The following is a 16,750-nucleotide window of genomic DNA, read 5'->3' as shown; positions in this document are numbered from 1 at the left end:
GGAGATATTCCCTGAGGAGGAGCGGAAGAAGACGGTCCGTTGTGGCTGAGGTCCCTCCGGAGATACCCCCTCCGGGAACGCGGAAGAAGACGGTCCGTTGTGGCTGAGGTCTTTCAGAATGGACACCCCCTCCCGGGGAGCGCCGTAACCTTCACACTCCTGAACTGAGGAGCAGCAGTGCGTTGCGGCGGATCACACCGGCGTACCAATGGCCACTGTCCTTGATCGTGCGCCGCTGGGTGGCGTAGTCGACGTGGAGGAGGCCGAAGCGACGGGAGTATCCCCAACCCCATTCGAAGTTGTCCATGAGGGACCACGCGAAGTAGCCCTGTAGCGGCACTCCGGCGCGGATCGCTTCCAGGCACGCGTGCAGGTGCTGCGCGAAGTAGTCGATCCGGTCCTGGTCGTGTACGCCGCCATCGGCGTCGACCGTGTCGGCGTAGGCCGCGCCGTTCTCGGTGATGTAGAGCGGAATCGGTCCGTAGTCGTCGGTGACGCGGCGCAGCAGTGTGGTAAGTCCGGCCGGGTCGATCTCCCAGCCCATTTCGGTGACCGGGAAGCCGCGGCGGATGAAGCTGACGTCCTCCCAGCCCGGCCAGGCCGGGCCGGCGCTGGGCTGACCGTCGACGGACGCGGCGACCACGAGGGGGTTGTAGTAGTTGAGGCCGAGGAAGTCGATCGGCGCGGCGATGGTCGCCAGGTCGCCGGGGTGGATGAACGACAAGTCGGTCAGGTGCGCGATGTCGGTGGCGACGTCGGCCGGGTATTCGGCACGCAGCAGCGGATCGAGGAAGATCCGGTTGCCGATGCCGTCGACGCGGCGCAGCGCCTCAGTGTCGGCCGGGCTGTCCGAGTACGCGATCAACGACTGCGCGTTGAGCGTGGTGCCGATGACGGCGGCTGGGTCGGCGGCCCGGATCGCCCGGGTGGCCAGACCGTGACCGAGCAGCATGTGATGGCATGCGGCCAGCGCGGCGGCGTCGTCGCTGCGGCCGGGCGCGTGCCGGCTGTGGGCATAGCCGAGGAAGGCGGCGCACCACGGTTCGTTGAGCGTGATCCAGTGGCGGACGCGGTCGCCCAACGCTTCGTGGACGAGTGCGGCGTACTCGGCGAAGCGGGCGGCGGTGTCCCGGGCGGGCCACCCTCCGGCGTCTTCGCGTTCTTGCGGCAGGTCCCAGTGGTAGAGCGTGACCCACGGCTCGATCCCCCGCTCCAGCAGTTCGTCGGTGAGCCGGCGAAGCCCTGGGGGAAGGTGGCTGTGGACACGGGGGGCCTCTCGGGTGAGGAGGTCGTCATCAGGACGGCTTCAGTTCGAGGTAGGGGTGGTTGTCGGTCGCTTCCTTGCTGGAGAAGGAGGTGAACGGCCCGTACGCCGTGGCGGTGGACGCGATCGCGAGGCTGACGTCCCGCCCGGCGGCGAGCTGGGCCTGGACGAACGCGGTCACGTCGACGGTGTGCCAGGACGCGGTGGCGTCGAGCGTGAACGTGCCGAGACCGGCGCCCAGCGGCGGCCGGGTGTTCCAGGTCAGCGTGGCTTCGCTCCAGGTCGCGTCCGTGACCGCGTGGAGCGCGTCGGTCGCGCCAGCGGTGTCGGCGGTCGAGCCGTAGACGTGCAGGGTGGCCGAGGCGACCGTGCTGTGCACCGCGGTCAGCGGGAAGGTCAGGTACGAGACCCGGTCGAATCCGCTGCCGAGGCTGGGATTGTTGCGTACTTCGAGGACGGAGTTCGTGCCATAGGTGGTGTCGGCGTAGGTGCCGTCGCGGACGAACCCGTCGGCTACGGGTTCAATGTGCGCCGGGTCGAGCACCGACACCGGCACCCGGACGACCTTCAGTATGGGTGGGCGAATGACCAGCGCGCCGATTTTCGCACTGCCGCCACCGGCGGCGGTGACCAGGCCGGAGCCGTCCACCGTGGCCACGGCCGGATGGCTGCTGGTCCAGGTGATGGTCGCCGTGGACAGGTCGGCCGGGCCGCCGTCGGTCTGCTCGCCGGTCAGCTTCAGCCGCAGGGTGTCGCCGATCGACAGGGTCGGCGGGTCGGCCGGGGACGCGGTCACGGTACCGAGAACGACCGTCCGGGGTGCCGCGTCTGCCTGGGCGTCGGCCCCCTTGGCGTAGATCCGCACCTCAGTGACGCTGTTGTAGCTGCTGACGGAGTTCCCATGGCCGATCAGCCGAACGTAGCGGGCCGACCGCGCCGTGAAGGAGAAGACTTCGGCGTCGTCGGACTTGCCGGCGGAGACGGCTCCCGTGAGCGCCGCGTTCCAGGTGGTGCCGTTGGTGGAGGTGCGGACGTCGAAGGTGGACGTTCGCGCGTACCCGTTGAGGAACGCGACGGCGACGGCGCCGACGGTGCGCTTGGCGCCGAGGTCGAGCGTGAGTGTCTGCCCGTCGCCCGCCGCGGACCAGCGGCTGCCCATGTTGCCGTCGACGGCGTTGGCCGCGGGGCTGCCGTCGTCCGCGCTGGCGGTGACCGACGCGACGGGCAGTGCGGTGGCCGTCTTTCCCGCCTTCCGGAAGTGCACCTGGTAGGTGGGGCCGTAGACCTTCCGGTGGTCGGCGTCGAGCTGGAAGGTCGTCATGGTGGCCGGCCCCGGGATCGCGGTCGCCTGAGTGACGGTGGCGTAGGTGCCGCGCGCCGTCAGGGGGACGACCTTGGGCGGGGTGGTGGTGTTCGCGGGCAGGGTGATGTCGTAGCGGTAGCGCCGCGGATCGAATCCGGCCAGGCGGTCGGCGCCGATCATGATGTCGGTCAGGGCCATCGGGCCGGTCGCGCCCGGCGTCCAGGAGGCCAGCGGGGTTACCGCCGGGGTGTCGGTGGGCGGCTGCTGCCCCGCGGCGAGCGGAACGATCCGCATCGCCACCGTGGTGGTCCCGGCCGCGGTCAGCTGGATCGCGAGGGTTCGCGAGCCGGGCTGGCGGCTCTGGCCGGTGGGGTCGGGGCTGTCCGGCAAGGGCCGGGAGTCTCCGATGAGCAGTTGCCCATCGGAGGTGAGCAGTTGGACCCAGAGCCGCTGTCCGCCGCGGTAGAGGGTGGCCGACCGTCCGTCGGCGGCCACCACGACGTCGGCGCGGGTGTGCAGGAACGACCAGTAGTCGATCGGTTCGCTCGTCCGCACCTCGTCCTGGAGCAGCACCTGCCGCCGGTCGTCGAACAGTTGCAGACCGCGCTGGGCGCGTTGCACCCGGCCGCCGTAGAGGCCGGTGAGGTCGGTGATCTCGTACCACTTCTGGGGCGTCGAGCTGACGGTGGTGATCGGCGCGCCGGAGGTCAGCGCGGTGGACGGGGTGGGTCCGGTGCCGAGCCGCATCGTGTTCTGGCCTTCGGGACGGGCTGTGTAGTAGTCCCATCGGCCGCCGGTGTCCTTGTTCCAGTCGAAGTATCCCGGGAGGCTGTAGCTGTCGAGGCCGAGGTCGTCGAACCAGCGCACGCCCCCGGCGTCGAGGACGAAGTCTCCGGCGTCGAGGTTCTCGTGGGCGGCGATCTGGTCGTACCCGGCGCGCATGCCCTTGGTGGCGACAGAGACCGCGTAGGGGTCGTCCCAGGCGCTGCGGGCGGTGGCGATCTCGGTGCCGTCGAAGAAGGCGTCGGTCGCCGCCGGATGGCCGGTGCCGCCGGCGTTCGCCGGGTCGTACCAGAGGATGTCCAGCGGGCTGGCCGAGCGGTCGGCGAGCCGCGCCTCCCAGGCCGTGTAGTACGGCTTGCCGTAGCGGGTGGCCAGCCACATCATGAACGACGGCTGCCAGGTCGGGGTGACCGCGCCGAGCAGGTCGGTTCCGCCGTCGCCGTAGTTGAAGGTCAGGCCGGTCGCGCCGGTCACGTGGATGCCGTAGTCACCGGTGGTGGCCAGGCCGGGCAGGTCGGACAGGCCGAAGTCGGTGCCGGTCGCGGTCTTCATGGCGGCGAGGTAGGCGACGAGGTATTCGGTGGCGTACTGCCAGTACTGCGGGCTCTCGCCGCTGGCACCGTCCGGGCCGTAGCCGCTGATCCCATTCTGGATCGACGTGATACTGGCCTTGAGCACCTGGTCGACGACGCCGCGCTCGTCGGCGGTCAGGTCCGGGTCGTCGCCGATGGCCAGTGCCCCGAGCGCGACCGCGTTGCAGATGAGGTTCCAGTTGTGGTTCTGGGTGTAGAAGCTGGTGGCGTACCCGTAGCGGACGAGGGCCGGCCGCAGGGCCTTGGTGACGAGGGCGGAGCGGATCGTGGCCTTGTCGCTGGCCGACAGATAGTCGTAGAGCCAGTCGTAGCCGATCGCGACGCTGTTGGACAGCTCTCCGACGTCCAGGAACTGGCCCCGGTCCCAGGCCGGGACGGAGGAGAGGGCGACGAGTTCGCGCGCCGCGCGTTCGGCATATCGGGCGTCGCCGGTGATCCGGTAGACGAGGGCTAAGGCGTAGACGCGGCGTTTCGCCTCGTCGATGACGGCGGTCGACAGGGCGGTCGGCAGCGAGGTGGCGAGTACGCCGTCCGCGCCGGCCTTGACCTGGGCATACCAAGCCTGGAGCCGGGTGTCGGCGCCGATGCGCTGGGCGGCGGCGGAGAAGGTCTGCGCGGTCGCCAGGAGCCGGGGATGCTGCGGGGTCAGCAGCGCGACGACGCTGGCCGGAGGCTGGACGGGATCGGCGTGCGCGGGTGTGCCCACCGCCACCAGGGTCGTAAAGGTGAAGATGAGAGCGGCGGCGCTCGCACGGAGCCGGGCGGCGGTTGTGCTCAAGGACGGCATGGCACAGCCCTTTCTCTTCGATGGAGTCGCCCCCGGGTCAGTGGTTGGCCGCGTACTGCTCGGCGAGTTCCTTGGCGATCGCGTCGCCACCCTGGGACTTCCACTGCGAGACGACCCCGGTCCAGTCCGACACCGGGCGCTTGCCGGCGATGATCGCGTTGGTGGCGTCGGTGATCTGCTGGTTGAGCTTCGTACCCTTCGCGGCCTGGGTCGGCGAGACCAGGCCGTAAGACGGGTCGGCGACGCCGATGGGGACGATCTCCTGCTGGGCCTGGTAGCTGCGGCGGGTGGCGTCGGGGTTGCCCGGCAGGTAGAGCACGTACGGAGCGGACGCGATGTACTGCAGGGGCAGGTTCGTCTTGTTCTCGCCCCCGGTGGTGGCCAGCGCGGTGGGCAACGGGTCGCCGTCGGGACCGGTGGTGAAATGTGCCCCGGCGACACCGTAGTTGATCAGCTCGTACTCCTTGCTGCCGAACGGCGCGGCCAGGAAGTTCAGCACTCGCAGCAGCATCTTGACGCGCTCCGGCGACGCCTTCTTCAGGGCGGTGAAGCCGCCGCGGCCGCTGTTGGAGAACACCCCGTTGCCCAGCCACGGAGTCGGGTTGTCGCCGTACGGGCGGACGAAGTCGACCGTGAACGCGTCGCCGACCCCGGAGACCATTCCCGGGTAGCCGCCGATGCCGCCGCCCAGGGTCAGCGTCGTGCCGTTCATGAAGAACGTGTTCGCCTGGGTCGCCTGGGTGCTCAGCAGGTCCGGATAGAAGTAGCCCTTGGCGTACCAGTCGCGCAGCCGCTGCAGCGCCTCTTGGTAGACCGGGTTCTCGTAACGGCTGGTGAAGGCGCCGCCGCCGGCGAGCACCCAGTTGCTGGGGACACCGGCCGCGCCGAGGTGGATGTTCTCGCTGAAGTTGTTGCCGCCCAACGGGAACTGCTTGCTGGTGGCGAGCTCGGCCAAGCCCTCGGCGAACTGGGCCGTGGACACGCCGAGCCCCATCTTGATGCCGGCCGCCTCGAGCTTCTCCTTGTTACCGAACATCACGCCGGCGAGCCGGGGCCGGGGCACCGGGATGCCGTACAGGCGGCCGCCGATCCGGCCGACGTTCTGCCAGGCGAGCGTCGGCAGGTTGGCCAGGTTCGGGTACTCCTTGATCGCGTCACCGGAGATGTACTCGGTCAGATCGGCACACTTGGCCTGGGTGAACTGCAGTGCGTTGGACATCGCCAGGTCGATGGTGGCGATGATGTCGGGCAGGTCTCCGCCGGCCATCATGGTGGCGTACTTGGCGTTGAGGTCGGCCGCCGGGACGAGGGTGAGGCGCAGGTCCACCCCTAGCGCCTCGTTGGTCGCGGTCCACAGCTTGTTGCTCGCGGCCGGGGACGGCGCCGTGCCGTAGGTGATGACCATGCAGGTGACGACCGAGCCGTCGCCCGGCTTGCCGTCGACGGTCTGGGCAAGCTTCTGGGGATAGGTCAGGAAGGCGTCTTGGACGCCTTGGGCGGTGCCGGGCAGGTCCGGCTTCACCAGGTTGATCGGGGTGTAGGCGGGGAACGGGGCGAGACCCTTGCCCGCGTTGCCCACCGATGTGGCCGAGCCGTCGCCGCAGGCGGCGAGGCCGGGTATGGCGGAGGCGAGCGCGACGCCGCCGGTCAGTCTGAGCAGCGATCTCCGGGAGATGTCCATGGCAAGCGCTTTCCCTTCCGGGTGGGGTATGCGGTCCGCGGGGCGCGGAAGGTGTGCATGGGGTGGGCCGTCCGGTCAGGTCAGCCCTTGATCGCGCCGATGAGCACGCCTTTGGTGAAGAAGCGCTGCACGAGCGGATAGACCGCGAGAATCGGCAGCACCGCGACCACGACGGTGGCCATGGTCGTGGTCTGGGGGGCGACGCTGGCCCCGGCTCCGGCCGCGATCGAGGTATCGGGGTTGGCCCCGAGCATGACGATCTGCCGCAGCATCGGCTGCAGCGGCCAGGTGGACTGGTCGTCGAGGTAGAGCATGGCGTTGAAGAAGCTGTTCCAGTAGCCGACCGCGTAGTAGAAGCCGACCACCGCGATGATCGCTTTGGACAGCGGAAGTACGACGTGCCACAGCACGCGGCCGTCGCCGGCGCCGTCGATGCGGGCGCTCTCCGACAGTTCAGTCGGCAGTCCCTGGAAGTAGCCCCGCATGATGACCAGGTTGAAGGTGCTGATCAGCACGGGGGCGATCAGGGCCGCGTAGTGGTTGCGCAGGTCCAGGTTGCTGACGACCAGAAAGCTAGGGATGATCGCCGGCGGGAACAGGAAGGTGAGCAGGACACCCAGCATGATCGGCTTGCCGCCGAAGACGTTCGGCCGAGCCAGCGCGTACGCCATCAGCACGGTGGCGGTGAGGCTCACCGCGGTGCCCACGAGCGTGACCACGGTGGAGACGAGCACCGCGTGCGAGATCACTCCGGAACCGAACAGTCGCCGGTAGGCGTCCAGCGTCACCCGCTCGGGCCAGATCGACCAGCCGCCGTTGCGGATCACCTGCATGTCGGGCGACAAGCTGGTGGCGACGACCACCCAGAACGGGATGATCACCAACGCCACCGTGAGCATCACCGCGACGGCCTTCGCCGCCTTGGTGCTCGGCCGAGGCGGCTCCATCCAGACCGGACGTGTCATCGGTAGACTCCTTGCTCGCCCAGCCGGTGCGCGACCTTGTTGGCCACGACGATCAGGACCAGGCCGACGAGGCCCTTGAAGATGCCGGCCAGGGCGGCTGGTCCCCAGCTGCCGTTGACCACCCCGTGGTAGTAGGTGTAGGTGTCCAGGACCTCCGCGACCCCGGGCGAGAACCCGTCGCGCTGCAGCAGGACCTGGTCGAAGCCGACGCTCAGGATGTCGCCCAGCCGCAGGATCAGCAGCAGGACGAGGACCGGTCGCAGGGACGGCAGGGTCACGTGCCACAGCCGCCGGCCCCACCCCGCGCCGTCGATCGCGGATGCCTCGTAGAGCTGATCGTCCACGTTGTGCAGGGCGGCCAGCACAATGATCGTGCCCCAGCCGCAGTCCTTCCAGATCAGCTCGGCGATCATCAAGGGCTTGAACAACGACGGCTCGCTGAAGACGCTCACCAGGTGGTAGCCGTTGTCGGCGAACAGCCCGTTGAGGACGCCCGCCGCACCGAGCAGTTGCTGGAACAGCGCGACGACGATCACCCACGAGATGAAATGGGGCAGGTAGACGATGCTTTGGACCGCCTTGCGCACCCACCCTCGGGTCAGGCTGTGCAGCAGCAGCGCCAGGGCCACCGGCACCGGGAAGTAGAAGATCAGCTGCAGCGTGGCGAGGCTGATGGTGTTGAGCGCCGCCTGCCAGAAGTCGGGGTCGGCGAACAGGGTCCGGAAGTTGTCCAGGCCGACCCAGGGGCTGTTCATGATGCCCGCGAACGGCAGGTAGTCCTGGAAGACGATGACGTTGCCCAGCAGAGCGACGTAGTGGAACACCACGAAGTACAGCACTCCCGGCGCCATCATGAGCAGCAACAGACGGCTGCGACGTAACCGCTGCCGCCGGCCGCCGCGCCGACGCGCCGACGCGCGGACTCGGCCGCGCCGGTGGGCGGATCGTCCGTCCGCCGGTCAGCGAGGGTGACGGCCACGTTACCTCCTGGAACGCTACGTAATGTCGCTTGGTTATCGGCACGTTAAAAGGGTTTCACTCTCGCGTCAAGACCCCAACCTTCACAAACGGGCCGGTAGATCCAATCCGCTGGCCAGCTGCGCCAGCACAGGCTAGGCTTCTTGTTAAACCCTTTTAACAAGGCAGCGGAGGTAGGGAGCGGCATGGAGAACGGGCGGGCGAGCATCCGCGACGTGGCGGCCCGAGCGGGCGTCTCGGTGTCCACCGTGTCACGCATCCTCAACGGCAGTTATCCGCCGGCGCCGGAGACCCGCGACAAGGTCATGCGCGCGGTCCGCGACCTCGACTACGTCGCCAATCCGCACGCCCGCGCACTGACCCGCCCGGAGACCGGCACGATCGCCATCGTGGTCCGGATGCTCGACGACGGCTTCCTCATGAGCCTGGTCCAGAGCATCGCCAACACCCTCGCCGACGCCGGGCGGCTGTGCCTGATCGGCACCACCGGCGGCGACCCCGATCGCGAGCTGCAGGTGTTACGGCAGATGAGCGCCCAGCACGCGCAGGCCATCATCCTCATCGGCGCCGTCTCCGAAACCCCCGAATACGTGCGCCACACCAACGCCTTCGCCACCTCCCTCGCGCAGACCGGCTCACGTCTGGTGCTGTGCGCCCGGCCCCCACTTGACCCGGACGCACCCGCCGGCGTGGTCGAGTACGACAACGAGGGCGGTGCGTACGCCGCGACCAGTCACCTGCTGTCGCGCGGCCACCGCCGCATCCTGCTCCTGAGCGGCCAGCAGGACCACAGCACCACTGTGCGGCGGCGGGACGGATACCGCCGTGCCCTGGCCGACCTCGGCGGCGATCTCGACCCCCGGCTGGAGGCGGGTCCCGCGTGGAGCCGCGAGACCGGCTACTCCCGCATGCGCGACATCTTGCGGGCCGGGCCGCCGGACTTCACCGCCGTGTTCGCCCACACCGACCACGTCGCGAGCGGCGTCCTGCAAGCCCTGCGAGAGGCCGGGCTGCGCACGCCCGAGGACATCTCGGTCGTGGGGTTCGACGACGCCGCCTTCGCCGCCGATCTCGGGCTGACCACGGTGCACATTCCCGCCCGGGAGCTGGGCCGGCTCGCCGCGACGATGGCGATGGAGCCGGACACCGTCGACCAGCGGGTCGTGCTCGGCACCCACGTCGTCGTGCGGGACAGCGTCGCGGTCGCCGCCGCCACCGAATAGTCGCGCACGCGGCAACCACCGAATGGTCGCGCGCGCAGCTACCACCGAAGAGGAGCATGATGACCCGCCGGCCCGTGACAGCACTGGTCATGTCCGAACCCACCATCCGCCAGCTTTTCGACGCCCCACGATTCGAGCGGCTGCACGCACTGGCCCAGCTCGACCGCCCCGAAGCGCTGACCGAGTTCGGATCACCGGCAAGCCGCGTCCGGCTCCGCGAGATCGAAGTCATGATCACCGGCTGGGGGTGTCCGCTCCTGACCGGCGAGGTCCTCGATGCCGCTCCCCGGCTGCGCGCCGTGCTGCACGCGGCCGGCACCGTGAAGACGCATCTGACCGACGCCTCCTGCTGGGAACGCGGAATCCTCGTCACCTCCGCGGCCAACGCCAACGCGGTGCCCGTCGCGGAGTACACCCTCGCCGCGATCCTGCACAGCGGCAAACGCCTGAGCGCCTTCGCCGAGGCATACCGGCGGCGGGGCACCGACTCCGCGTGGCGGGAACGTGTGACCGCCGGGTCGAACTACGGTCGCGTCGTCGGCATCGTCGGCCTGTCACACATCGGCCGGCGGGTGGCACGCCTGCTGCGGGCCTTCGACTTCACCGTGCTCGCGAGCGACCCCTACGCCGGCGAGGCGGACGCCGAGGAGCTTGGCACGACCCTCGTTCCGCTGCCCGACCTGCTGCGCCGCAGCGACATCGTGACCCTGCACGCGCCGTCACTGCCTGAGACCCGCGACCTGCTGAACGCCGACCGCCTCGCCCTGCTGCCCGACCACGCCACGGTCATCAATACCGCCCGAGGTAGCTTGATCGACACCGACGCGCTCACCGCCGAATGCGTGAGCGGGCGACTCAGCGCGATCCTCGACGTCACCAACCCCGAACCGCTGCCGGTCGACTCACCGCTGTTCGGGCTGCCCAATGTGCAGCTCACGCCGCACATCGCCGGAGCCATGGGCACGGAGGTCCATCGCCTCGCCGAGGCCGCCCTCGACGAACTCGAGCGGTACGCGAAGGGGTTGCCCCCGGCGTACCCGATCCATATGCGAGACCTCGCCCGAATCGCCTAGACATTCACCCGCCACCTAAAGACGACGGTCCCCTATCTTCGATTTAATGCCCGATGAGCGCTGCTTTTCGCGCGATTCATGGCGCGCATGTGCATTGTCTAACAAGGCGCCATATGTTCGCCATAATTCCGCCATACGAGGGCATCTACCTGGGCAGATGTGAGCTATCAGCGCATTGATCAGCTATTTGCACATCTGCCCCGGACCAGGCCCTTGTTGAGCAGGTTTCCGTCATTTACTGTCCAGGTGATCAATTCTCTCACCTTGGAGTGGCGGATGAAAAAGTGGGTTTTATCCTGCATCATCATGGCGTTAGCGGCCACGACAGGCGTGAGCGTGCCGGCCCATGCCACGTCGGCGAATCTGACTGACCAGCCCCCGACGATAGAGCCTGGGTTGAGTGCGCGGCTGGCCGCCGGTGCCAAGGTCAGGGTGAATGTGGTCACCAAGAGCCGGACGGATCTGCCGGAGGCGTCGAGTGCCGGTCAGGTGCTGCAGACGATGTCCCGGTTCCCCATGGTCACCCTGCGCGTCGACGCGGCGGCGGTGGACCGGCTGGCCAAACTGCCGAACGTGGTGAGCGTGTCGGAGGACAAGCCCGTACCACCGGTGCTCGCCGAGAGCATCCCGCTGATCGGCGCGGACAAGACGCGGGCGACCGGGTTGACCGGCGCGGGCAGCGTGGTGGCCGTGCTGGACACCGGCGTCGCCGTCAAGCACCCCTTCCTGGGCGGACGGGTGATCGAACAGGCCTGCTTCTCCCCCATCGACGCCGACTACGGCGCCACCAGCCTGTGCCCGAACGGCGCCGCCACGCAGACGGGAGCCGGCTCGGCCGACTCCGAGAGCGGGCCGTGCGCCGATGCGGCCCTCGACTGTGATCACGGCACGCACGTGGCCGGGATCGCGATCGGCGACGGCACGAACGTGGCCGGTGCCCCGCCGGCCGGGGTCGCCCCGGGGGCCAAACTCGTCGCCATCCAGGTGTTCAGCAAGTTCACCACCGACGACTTCTGCGGGGCGGGCGCCGCGCCGTGCGTGCTGAGCTTCACCAGCGCCCAGGTGGCGGGGCTGGAGAAGGTCCTGCAGCTGAAGGAGGCCGGTACGGCTCTGGTGGCCGCCAACCTGAGCCTGGGCGGCGGCCTGTACACCTCCGCGTGTGACACCGACCCGCGCAAGCCGGCCATCGACGCGCTCCTGGCGGCCGGGGTCGCCACGGTGGTCGCGGCCGGGAACGACGGCTACGGCGACGCGGTCAGCGCGCCCGCCTGTGTGCCCTCGGCCATCACGGTCGGCAGCACCACCGACACGGACGAGGTGTCCGCCTTCAGCAACCGCGGTCCGCTGCTGGACCTGTTCGCGCCCGGCACGTCGATCGTCTCCTCGGTGCCCGGCAACACCTTTGGGTCATTGAGCGGAACGTCGATGGCCGCTCCGCACGTGGCCGGCGCGCTGGCCGTGCTCCGCCAGGCCTTCCCGCAGGCGAGCATCGGGCAGCTGGAAGCGGCGATGGAGAGCACGGGCAAGGCCATCGCCTATACCAGCGCCACCACGCCCCGCCTCCGGCTGGACAGCGCGGCCCTCCCGCCGACCCAGCCCACCGACGGCGCCCTCTGGCCGATGTACTTCGCCAACTTCAACGACTACGCCATCCCCGACCCGGGCAGCGTGGACTCGCCGATCGTCGTGAGCGACCTCCTCGGCAAGACCCCGTCCCAGGTGCACGTCTACGTCTCCATCCAGCACCCCTGGGTGGGTGATCTGAAGCTCTCCCTGATCAGCCCGGACGGAAAGGCATATGTGCTGAGGTCGCCGTCCTCGGACGGCAGCGATTTCATCGACGAGACGTACGACGTGGACATCAGCGCCGTGACGAAGCAGAACGGGACCTGGAAGCTGCGTGCCGCGGACGGCTGGTCACCCCATGCCGGCATCATCGATGCCTGGTCGATGGACTTCCCCTACTTCGAGAACTGGACCGAATACGCCATCCCCGACAAGGGCAGCCTCGTCAAATCCCCCATCACGGTCACGGGCTGGCTCCCCGGTAACGCGCCCCAGAAGATGACGGTCTCCGTGGACATCAGTCATCCCTGGAGAGGCGACCTGAAGATCGATCTGATCGGCCCGACCGGCATCGTTTATCCGCTTCGCGCGGCGAACTCCAAAGACGACGCCGACCAGATCGAGGAGACCTATCAGGTGGATGGGAGATCCTCACCGGCCAACGGGACATGGACGTTACGCGTCGAAGACGTCACAACCGGCGACACCGGCTACATCAACGGGTGGATGCTGAGGTTCTGAACCGTCGAAACCAGGTGTGAGGGGCCGGTGAGCCCCTCACACCTCTACAAGCCTTAAGGCCAGTCGATCGACGGACGCAGCGGGACGCCGGAGTGTCCCTCCGAGTCGAGCTTGACCCCCAGCACCTGGTGCAGCTGCACCTTGTTGCGTTCGAAGCCCACGATGCAGCCGGCCATGTACAGGGCCCAGACCCGGGCGGTCCCCATGCCCACCTCCTGCACCGCGTCGGCCCAGTTGGCGTCGAGGTTGGCGCACCAGTGCCGGAGGGTCTCGGCGTAGTGCTCACGGAGGTTTTCCTCGTGGCGGATCTCGAACCCGAGGTCCTCCATCTGCCTGACCAGGTAGCCGACCGACTCCAGCTCGCCGTCGGGGAAGACGTAGCGGTTGATGAAGCCGCCCTTGTTGAACGTCTTCTCGGTGCCGGTCGGCCGGGTGATGCAGTGGTTGAGCAGGCGGCCGCCCGCCTTGAGCTTGCTGTAGAGGAAGGCGAAGTAGGACGGCAGGTTGCGCTTGCCGATGTGCTCCGTGAGACCGATGGAGCTGACCGCGTCGAAGTCTGACTCCACGACGTCGCGGTAGTCCATGAAGCGGACCTCGGCCAGGTCCTCCAGCCCGGCCTCGACGATGGCCTTCTGCGCCCACTCGGCCTGCTGCTTGCTGAGGGTGACGCCCAGGGCCTTGACGCCGTAGTGCTTGGCGGCGTGCATGACCATGCCGCCCCAGCCGCAGCCGACGTCGAGCAGCCGCATGCCGGGCTTGAGGCCGAGCTTGCGGGCCACCAGGTCGAACTTGGCGTATTGCGCCTCCTCCAGCGTCGACTCCTTGGTGGGGAAGACGGCGCAGGTGTAGGCCATGGACGGGCCCAGAACCCACTCGTAGAAGCGGTTGGAGACGTCGTAGTGGTGGTGGATCGCCTCGGCGTCACGCTGCTTGGCGTGCCGGGAGCCGAGCTTGGCCAGCGTGCTCTGGCGGATCTCCTGCGGCGGCGCCGGGACGCGCATCATCAGCGGCTTCAGGCCCAGCGATCGGACGGCCGCCACCTTCTCGGCGGTCGTCAGGTCGTTGGTGGTGATGTTCCACATGCGGTCGAGCAGTGTGTACATGTCGCCATGGACGTCGATGTGGCCGGAGATGTAGGCCCTGGCAAGGCCGAGCTCTCCGGGTGCCTGCGCGAGGTAGGCGACCGCTATCGGGGACTTCACCTCCAGGGCGAGGTCCGCGCCGTCCGGCCCCGCCTTGCTGCCGTCGTAGGCCATGAACGCGATGTTGGCCTGCGGACCAACGATCTTCTCAAAGATGGATGCGAGAGCCATCTGCTCACCTTCCCCGTACACACTTGTCGTACAGGTCAAGCATTCGGCCGTTCGGGTCGTATTCCTGCTTGACCGGCCAGTAAGCATCGCCGTTGTACAGCTGCCAGAACTGCTCACGGGCGTAGAAAGAAGTCGAGTAAAGCGACTTGTGCCCGTCGAGCTCGTGCACAGAGTTCTCGATGAGACGGTTGTAATAACCGTCGAACTGCCCCCGTGGCAGTGGCACCATTCCCCAGAAGCCGAAGTTCACGTACAGCTTTCCGGGCTCCAGGGGGTAGAGCGGCCAGCGGGAGGAAGCCCGCAGCGGGCACATCCACACCGGCGTCATGCCGACCTTGTCGTGGAAGAACTCCAGGAACTCCGCGCCCCGCTCGACCGGGGTCTCGACGTCCTGGATGACCGATTCCTGAACGGGCTGGTCGCGCCATCTGTCGACGCGCGCGACCACCCCGTATTTCCGGTCGAGCGCGACCAGCCGCCGGTAGACGTCGGAGCGCATCCAGCGGCGCGGCATCAGCGAGCGGACCATCGGCTGCTGCACACCGAAGGCACGCGAGCACCAGAACCAGTCGGTGTCCCAGCGCCACAGGTAGTCGCGGATGCTCAGCCAGTCGCGGTTGCGCTGCCTGATGGACTGGTAATAGATCCGCATGCCGGTGTAGTCGGAGGTGTAGGGCGCACGCTCGGCGAAGCGGCCGACCGTGAGATACATCTCCCCCGGCTCGAAGAAGACACCGTCAATGAAGTCGACGGGCTCCCCGTCATGCTCCATGCTGTCGCAGATCTCCTGCATGGCCAGCATGCACTTGTCGGCGTCGGTGAACTTGACGTGCGTCAGCTTGACGTAGGGCTGGACCTTCCTGAGCTTGATCCTGATGCGCAGGGCGTAGCCGAGCGTGCCGTAGGAGTTGGGGAAGGCCCGGAACAGGTCGCGGTGCTCGTTGTCGTCGCGGGCGACGACGATGCGGCCGTCGCCGGTCAGGATCTCGAGCTCCTCGACCGACTCGTGCGGCAGCCCGTCTCTGAAGCTGGTCGACTCGATCCCGAGCCCCGTCACCGCGCCGCCCAGCGTGATCGTCTTGAGCTGGGGCACCACATAGGGCATGAGCCCGTGCGGCAGCGTGGCGTCGACCAGGTGCTCGTAGGTCGTCATGCCCTGGACCTCGGCCGTCATCGTCACCGGGTCGACACTGATGACCTCGTCGAGCTCCCTGGCGGAGAGCTTGGCGGTCTTGCCCGAGTCGCGGAATCTGAAGAGGTTGGACGTGGCCTTGGACAGCCGGGGCGAAGCGTCCCCCGGGATCTCCGCGTACGACTGCCTGATGTGCTCTACTGCCCGTCGGTGTGTCGACATCGTTGTCGTCACGGAAGCACCCCCTTGAGCCGGTAGAGATCGTCCTGAAGAAGGTATCTCCCTGGACTGACATCGACCAGACCGGGGTCGTTAAAGACACGAAAACTGTTTATCGTGCCCGGTCGAATCCCTACGCGGTGGGCGAACTCGGAAATTTCCGGCGGATGATCGGCGATACACCGTTGATCACGTTGGCCACCTCGTGGCCGTCCAGCGCGGCCGTGAGGTTGGCCATCGTGGCCGTGAGCAGGCGTCCGGTGGACTCCGGCGTCACTCCGGCGACGTGCGGCGACAGCAGCACGCCGTGGATCTCGCGCAGCGGGTCGTCATCGGGCAGGGGCTCGGTGTCGAACACGTCGAGCGCGGCGCCACCGAGGTGCCCATCGGTGAGCGCGCCGGCCAGCGCCGCCTGGTCGACGACCCCGCCCCTGGCCGCGTTGACCAGTAACGCCCCCTGCTTCAGCCGCCTGGGGTCGATCAGGCCACGAGTCTCGTCGGACAGCGCGATCACCACGACGACCACGTCGGAGGTGGACAGCAGCGGTGCCAGCTCCTGGTAGCCCGGCTCCGCGCGAGGCGTGCGGGTCCAGTAGGACACCTGGCAGCCGAACGCCCGGAACAGCCGGGCGCAGGCCGCGCCGATCGGACCGTAGCCGACGATGCCCACCTGCCGGCCGTGCAGCTCGCGGGGCCGCAGGTCCTGCTGCGGCCAGTGGCCCGCGCGGACGGCGGCGTCGGCCTCGGCGAGCTTGCGCGACAGCGACAGGGCGGCGGCCAGGCACCACTCGGACACCGCGACGGCGCTGACGCCCGCCGTGTTGGCCAGCGGCACGCCCGCGGCGGCCAGCGCGGTCAGATCGTGGCCGTCGACGCCGACCGAGGGCTGCTGGACGAAGGCCAGCCGGGGCGCGGCGGCCACCGCCTCGGCGTCGAGCGCCAGCAGCGCCGTCCAGTCGCCGAGCACGATCTCCGCCTCGGCCAGCGAGGCGAGGAGCGCGGCGCGGTCGCGGGCCGGCGGCACCCGCACGGCCACCCGGTCGCCGAGCGGCGCGAGCAACTGCCGCAGCACCTCCTCGGGGAGCGGCGCCAGCGCGAGCAGATTCCAAGGCGTCACGCCACACCACCG

The 16,750-nt window shown here is 68.6% G+C and carries 11 protein-coding genes and 1 pseudogene; 3 read left to right on the top strand and 9 right to left on the bottom strand.

Features of this window, described 5'->3' with window-relative positions:
- Nucleotides 1-151: 151 nt before the first annotated feature.
- From ACIBO2_RS36135 to ACIBO2_RS36115, 5 genes and pseudogenes are all read right to left on the bottom strand, one after another.
- Nucleotides 152-1,225: pseudogene (locus ACIBO2_RS36135) on the bottom strand (glycoside hydrolase family 1 protein); the annotation flags it as partial.
- A 70-nt stretch (nucleotides 1,226-1,295) separates the two neighbouring features.
- Entirely contained in the window at nucleotides 1,296-4,721 is a 3,426-nt protein-coding gene (locus ACIBO2_RS36130; protein ID WP_397302817.1) for a DNRLRE domain-containing protein, read from the bottom strand.
- A gap of 46 nt (nucleotides 4,722-4,767) precedes the next feature.
- Nucleotides 4,768-6,411, bottom strand: coding sequence for an extracellular solute-binding protein (locus tag ACIBO2_RS36125; protein WP_397302814.1), 1,644 nt, complete (start codon nucleotides 6,409-6,411; stop codon nucleotides 4,768-4,770).
- Nucleotides 6,412-6,491: 80 nt separating this feature from the next.
- A complete protein-coding gene (locus ACIBO2_RS36120) occupies nucleotides 6,492-7,376 on the bottom strand; it encodes a carbohydrate ABC transporter permease (protein WP_358557203.1) in 885 nt (294 codons plus the stop codon).
- A complete protein-coding gene (locus ACIBO2_RS36115; RefSeq protein WP_397302811.1) occupies nucleotides 7,373-8,230 on the bottom strand; it encodes an ABC transporter permease in 858 nt (285 codons plus the stop codon). Before ACIBO2_RS36115 ends, ACIBO2_RS36120 begins: the two co-directional genes overlap by 4 nt.
- A gap of 267 nt (nucleotides 8,231-8,497) precedes the next feature.
- On the opposite strand from ACIBO2_RS36115, the gene ACIBO2_RS36110 reads away from it, so the two are divergent.
- Both ACIBO2_RS36110 and ACIBO2_RS36105 read left to right on the top strand, forming a co-directional pair.
- Nucleotides 8,498-9,577, top strand: coding sequence for a LacI family DNA-binding transcriptional regulator (locus tag ACIBO2_RS36110; RefSeq protein WP_397302808.1), 1,080 nt, complete (start codon nucleotides 8,498-8,500; stop codon nucleotides 9,575-9,577).
- Between the two features lie 89 nt (nucleotides 9,578-9,666).
- Nucleotides 9,667-10,650, top strand: a complete 984-nt coding sequence (locus ACIBO2_RS36105) for a hydroxyacid dehydrogenase (protein ID WP_358557197.1) — start codon at nucleotides 9,667-9,669, stop codon at nucleotides 10,648-10,650.
- 179 nt (nucleotides 10,651-10,829) lie between these two features.
- Here ACIBO2_RS36105 and ACIBO2_RS36100 read toward each other — a convergent pair whose 3' ends face one another.
- On the bottom strand, nucleotides 10,830-11,003 hold the full coding sequence (locus tag ACIBO2_RS36100) for a hypothetical protein (protein WP_397302805.1): 174 nt from the start codon (nucleotides 11,001-11,003) through the stop codon (nucleotides 10,830-10,832).
- A 43-nt stretch (nucleotides 11,004-11,046) separates the two neighbouring features.
- Between ACIBO2_RS36100 and ACIBO2_RS36095 the strand changes: the two genes are divergently transcribed.
- Nucleotides 11,047-12,957, top strand: coding sequence for a S8 family serine peptidase (locus ACIBO2_RS36095; RefSeq protein WP_397302802.1), 1,911 nt, complete (start codon nucleotides 11,047-11,049; stop codon nucleotides 12,955-12,957).
- A 53-nt stretch (nucleotides 12,958-13,010) separates the two neighbouring features.
- On the opposite strand, the gene ACIBO2_RS36090 is transcribed toward ACIBO2_RS36095, so the two are convergent.
- The 3 genes from ACIBO2_RS36090 to ACIBO2_RS36080 all read right to left on the bottom strand — a co-directional run bounded on the left by ACIBO2_RS36090 (nucleotide 13,011) and on the right by ACIBO2_RS36080 (nucleotide 16,738).
- Nucleotides 13,011-14,270, bottom strand: a complete 1,260-nt coding sequence (locus tag ACIBO2_RS36090) for a cyclopropane-fatty-acyl-phospholipid synthase family protein (protein WP_358557190.1) — start codon at nucleotides 14,268-14,270, stop codon at nucleotides 13,011-13,013.
- A gap of 4 nt (nucleotides 14,271-14,274) precedes the next feature.
- Nucleotides 14,275-15,624 (bottom strand): FAD-binding oxidoreductase, encoded by a 1,350-nt coding sequence (locus ACIBO2_RS36085; RefSeq protein WP_358557238.1) that lies wholly within the window; start codon nucleotides 15,622-15,624, stop codon nucleotides 14,275-14,277.
- 130 nt (nucleotides 15,625-15,754) lie between these two features.
- Entirely contained in the window at nucleotides 15,755-16,738 is a 984-nt protein-coding gene (locus ACIBO2_RS36080; RefSeq protein WP_397302797.1) for an NAD(P)-dependent oxidoreductase, read from the bottom strand.
- Nucleotides 16,739-16,750: the final 12 nt, after the last annotated feature.

This window comes from Nonomuraea sp. NPDC050022 (assembly GCF_044460705.1).
Taxonomy (GTDB): domain Bacteria; phylum Actinomycetota; class Actinomycetes; order Streptosporangiales; family Streptosporangiaceae; genus Nonomuraea.
Note: the sequence above shows the minus strand (reverse complement) of the source record. Positions and strands in the feature narration are given on the sequence as shown.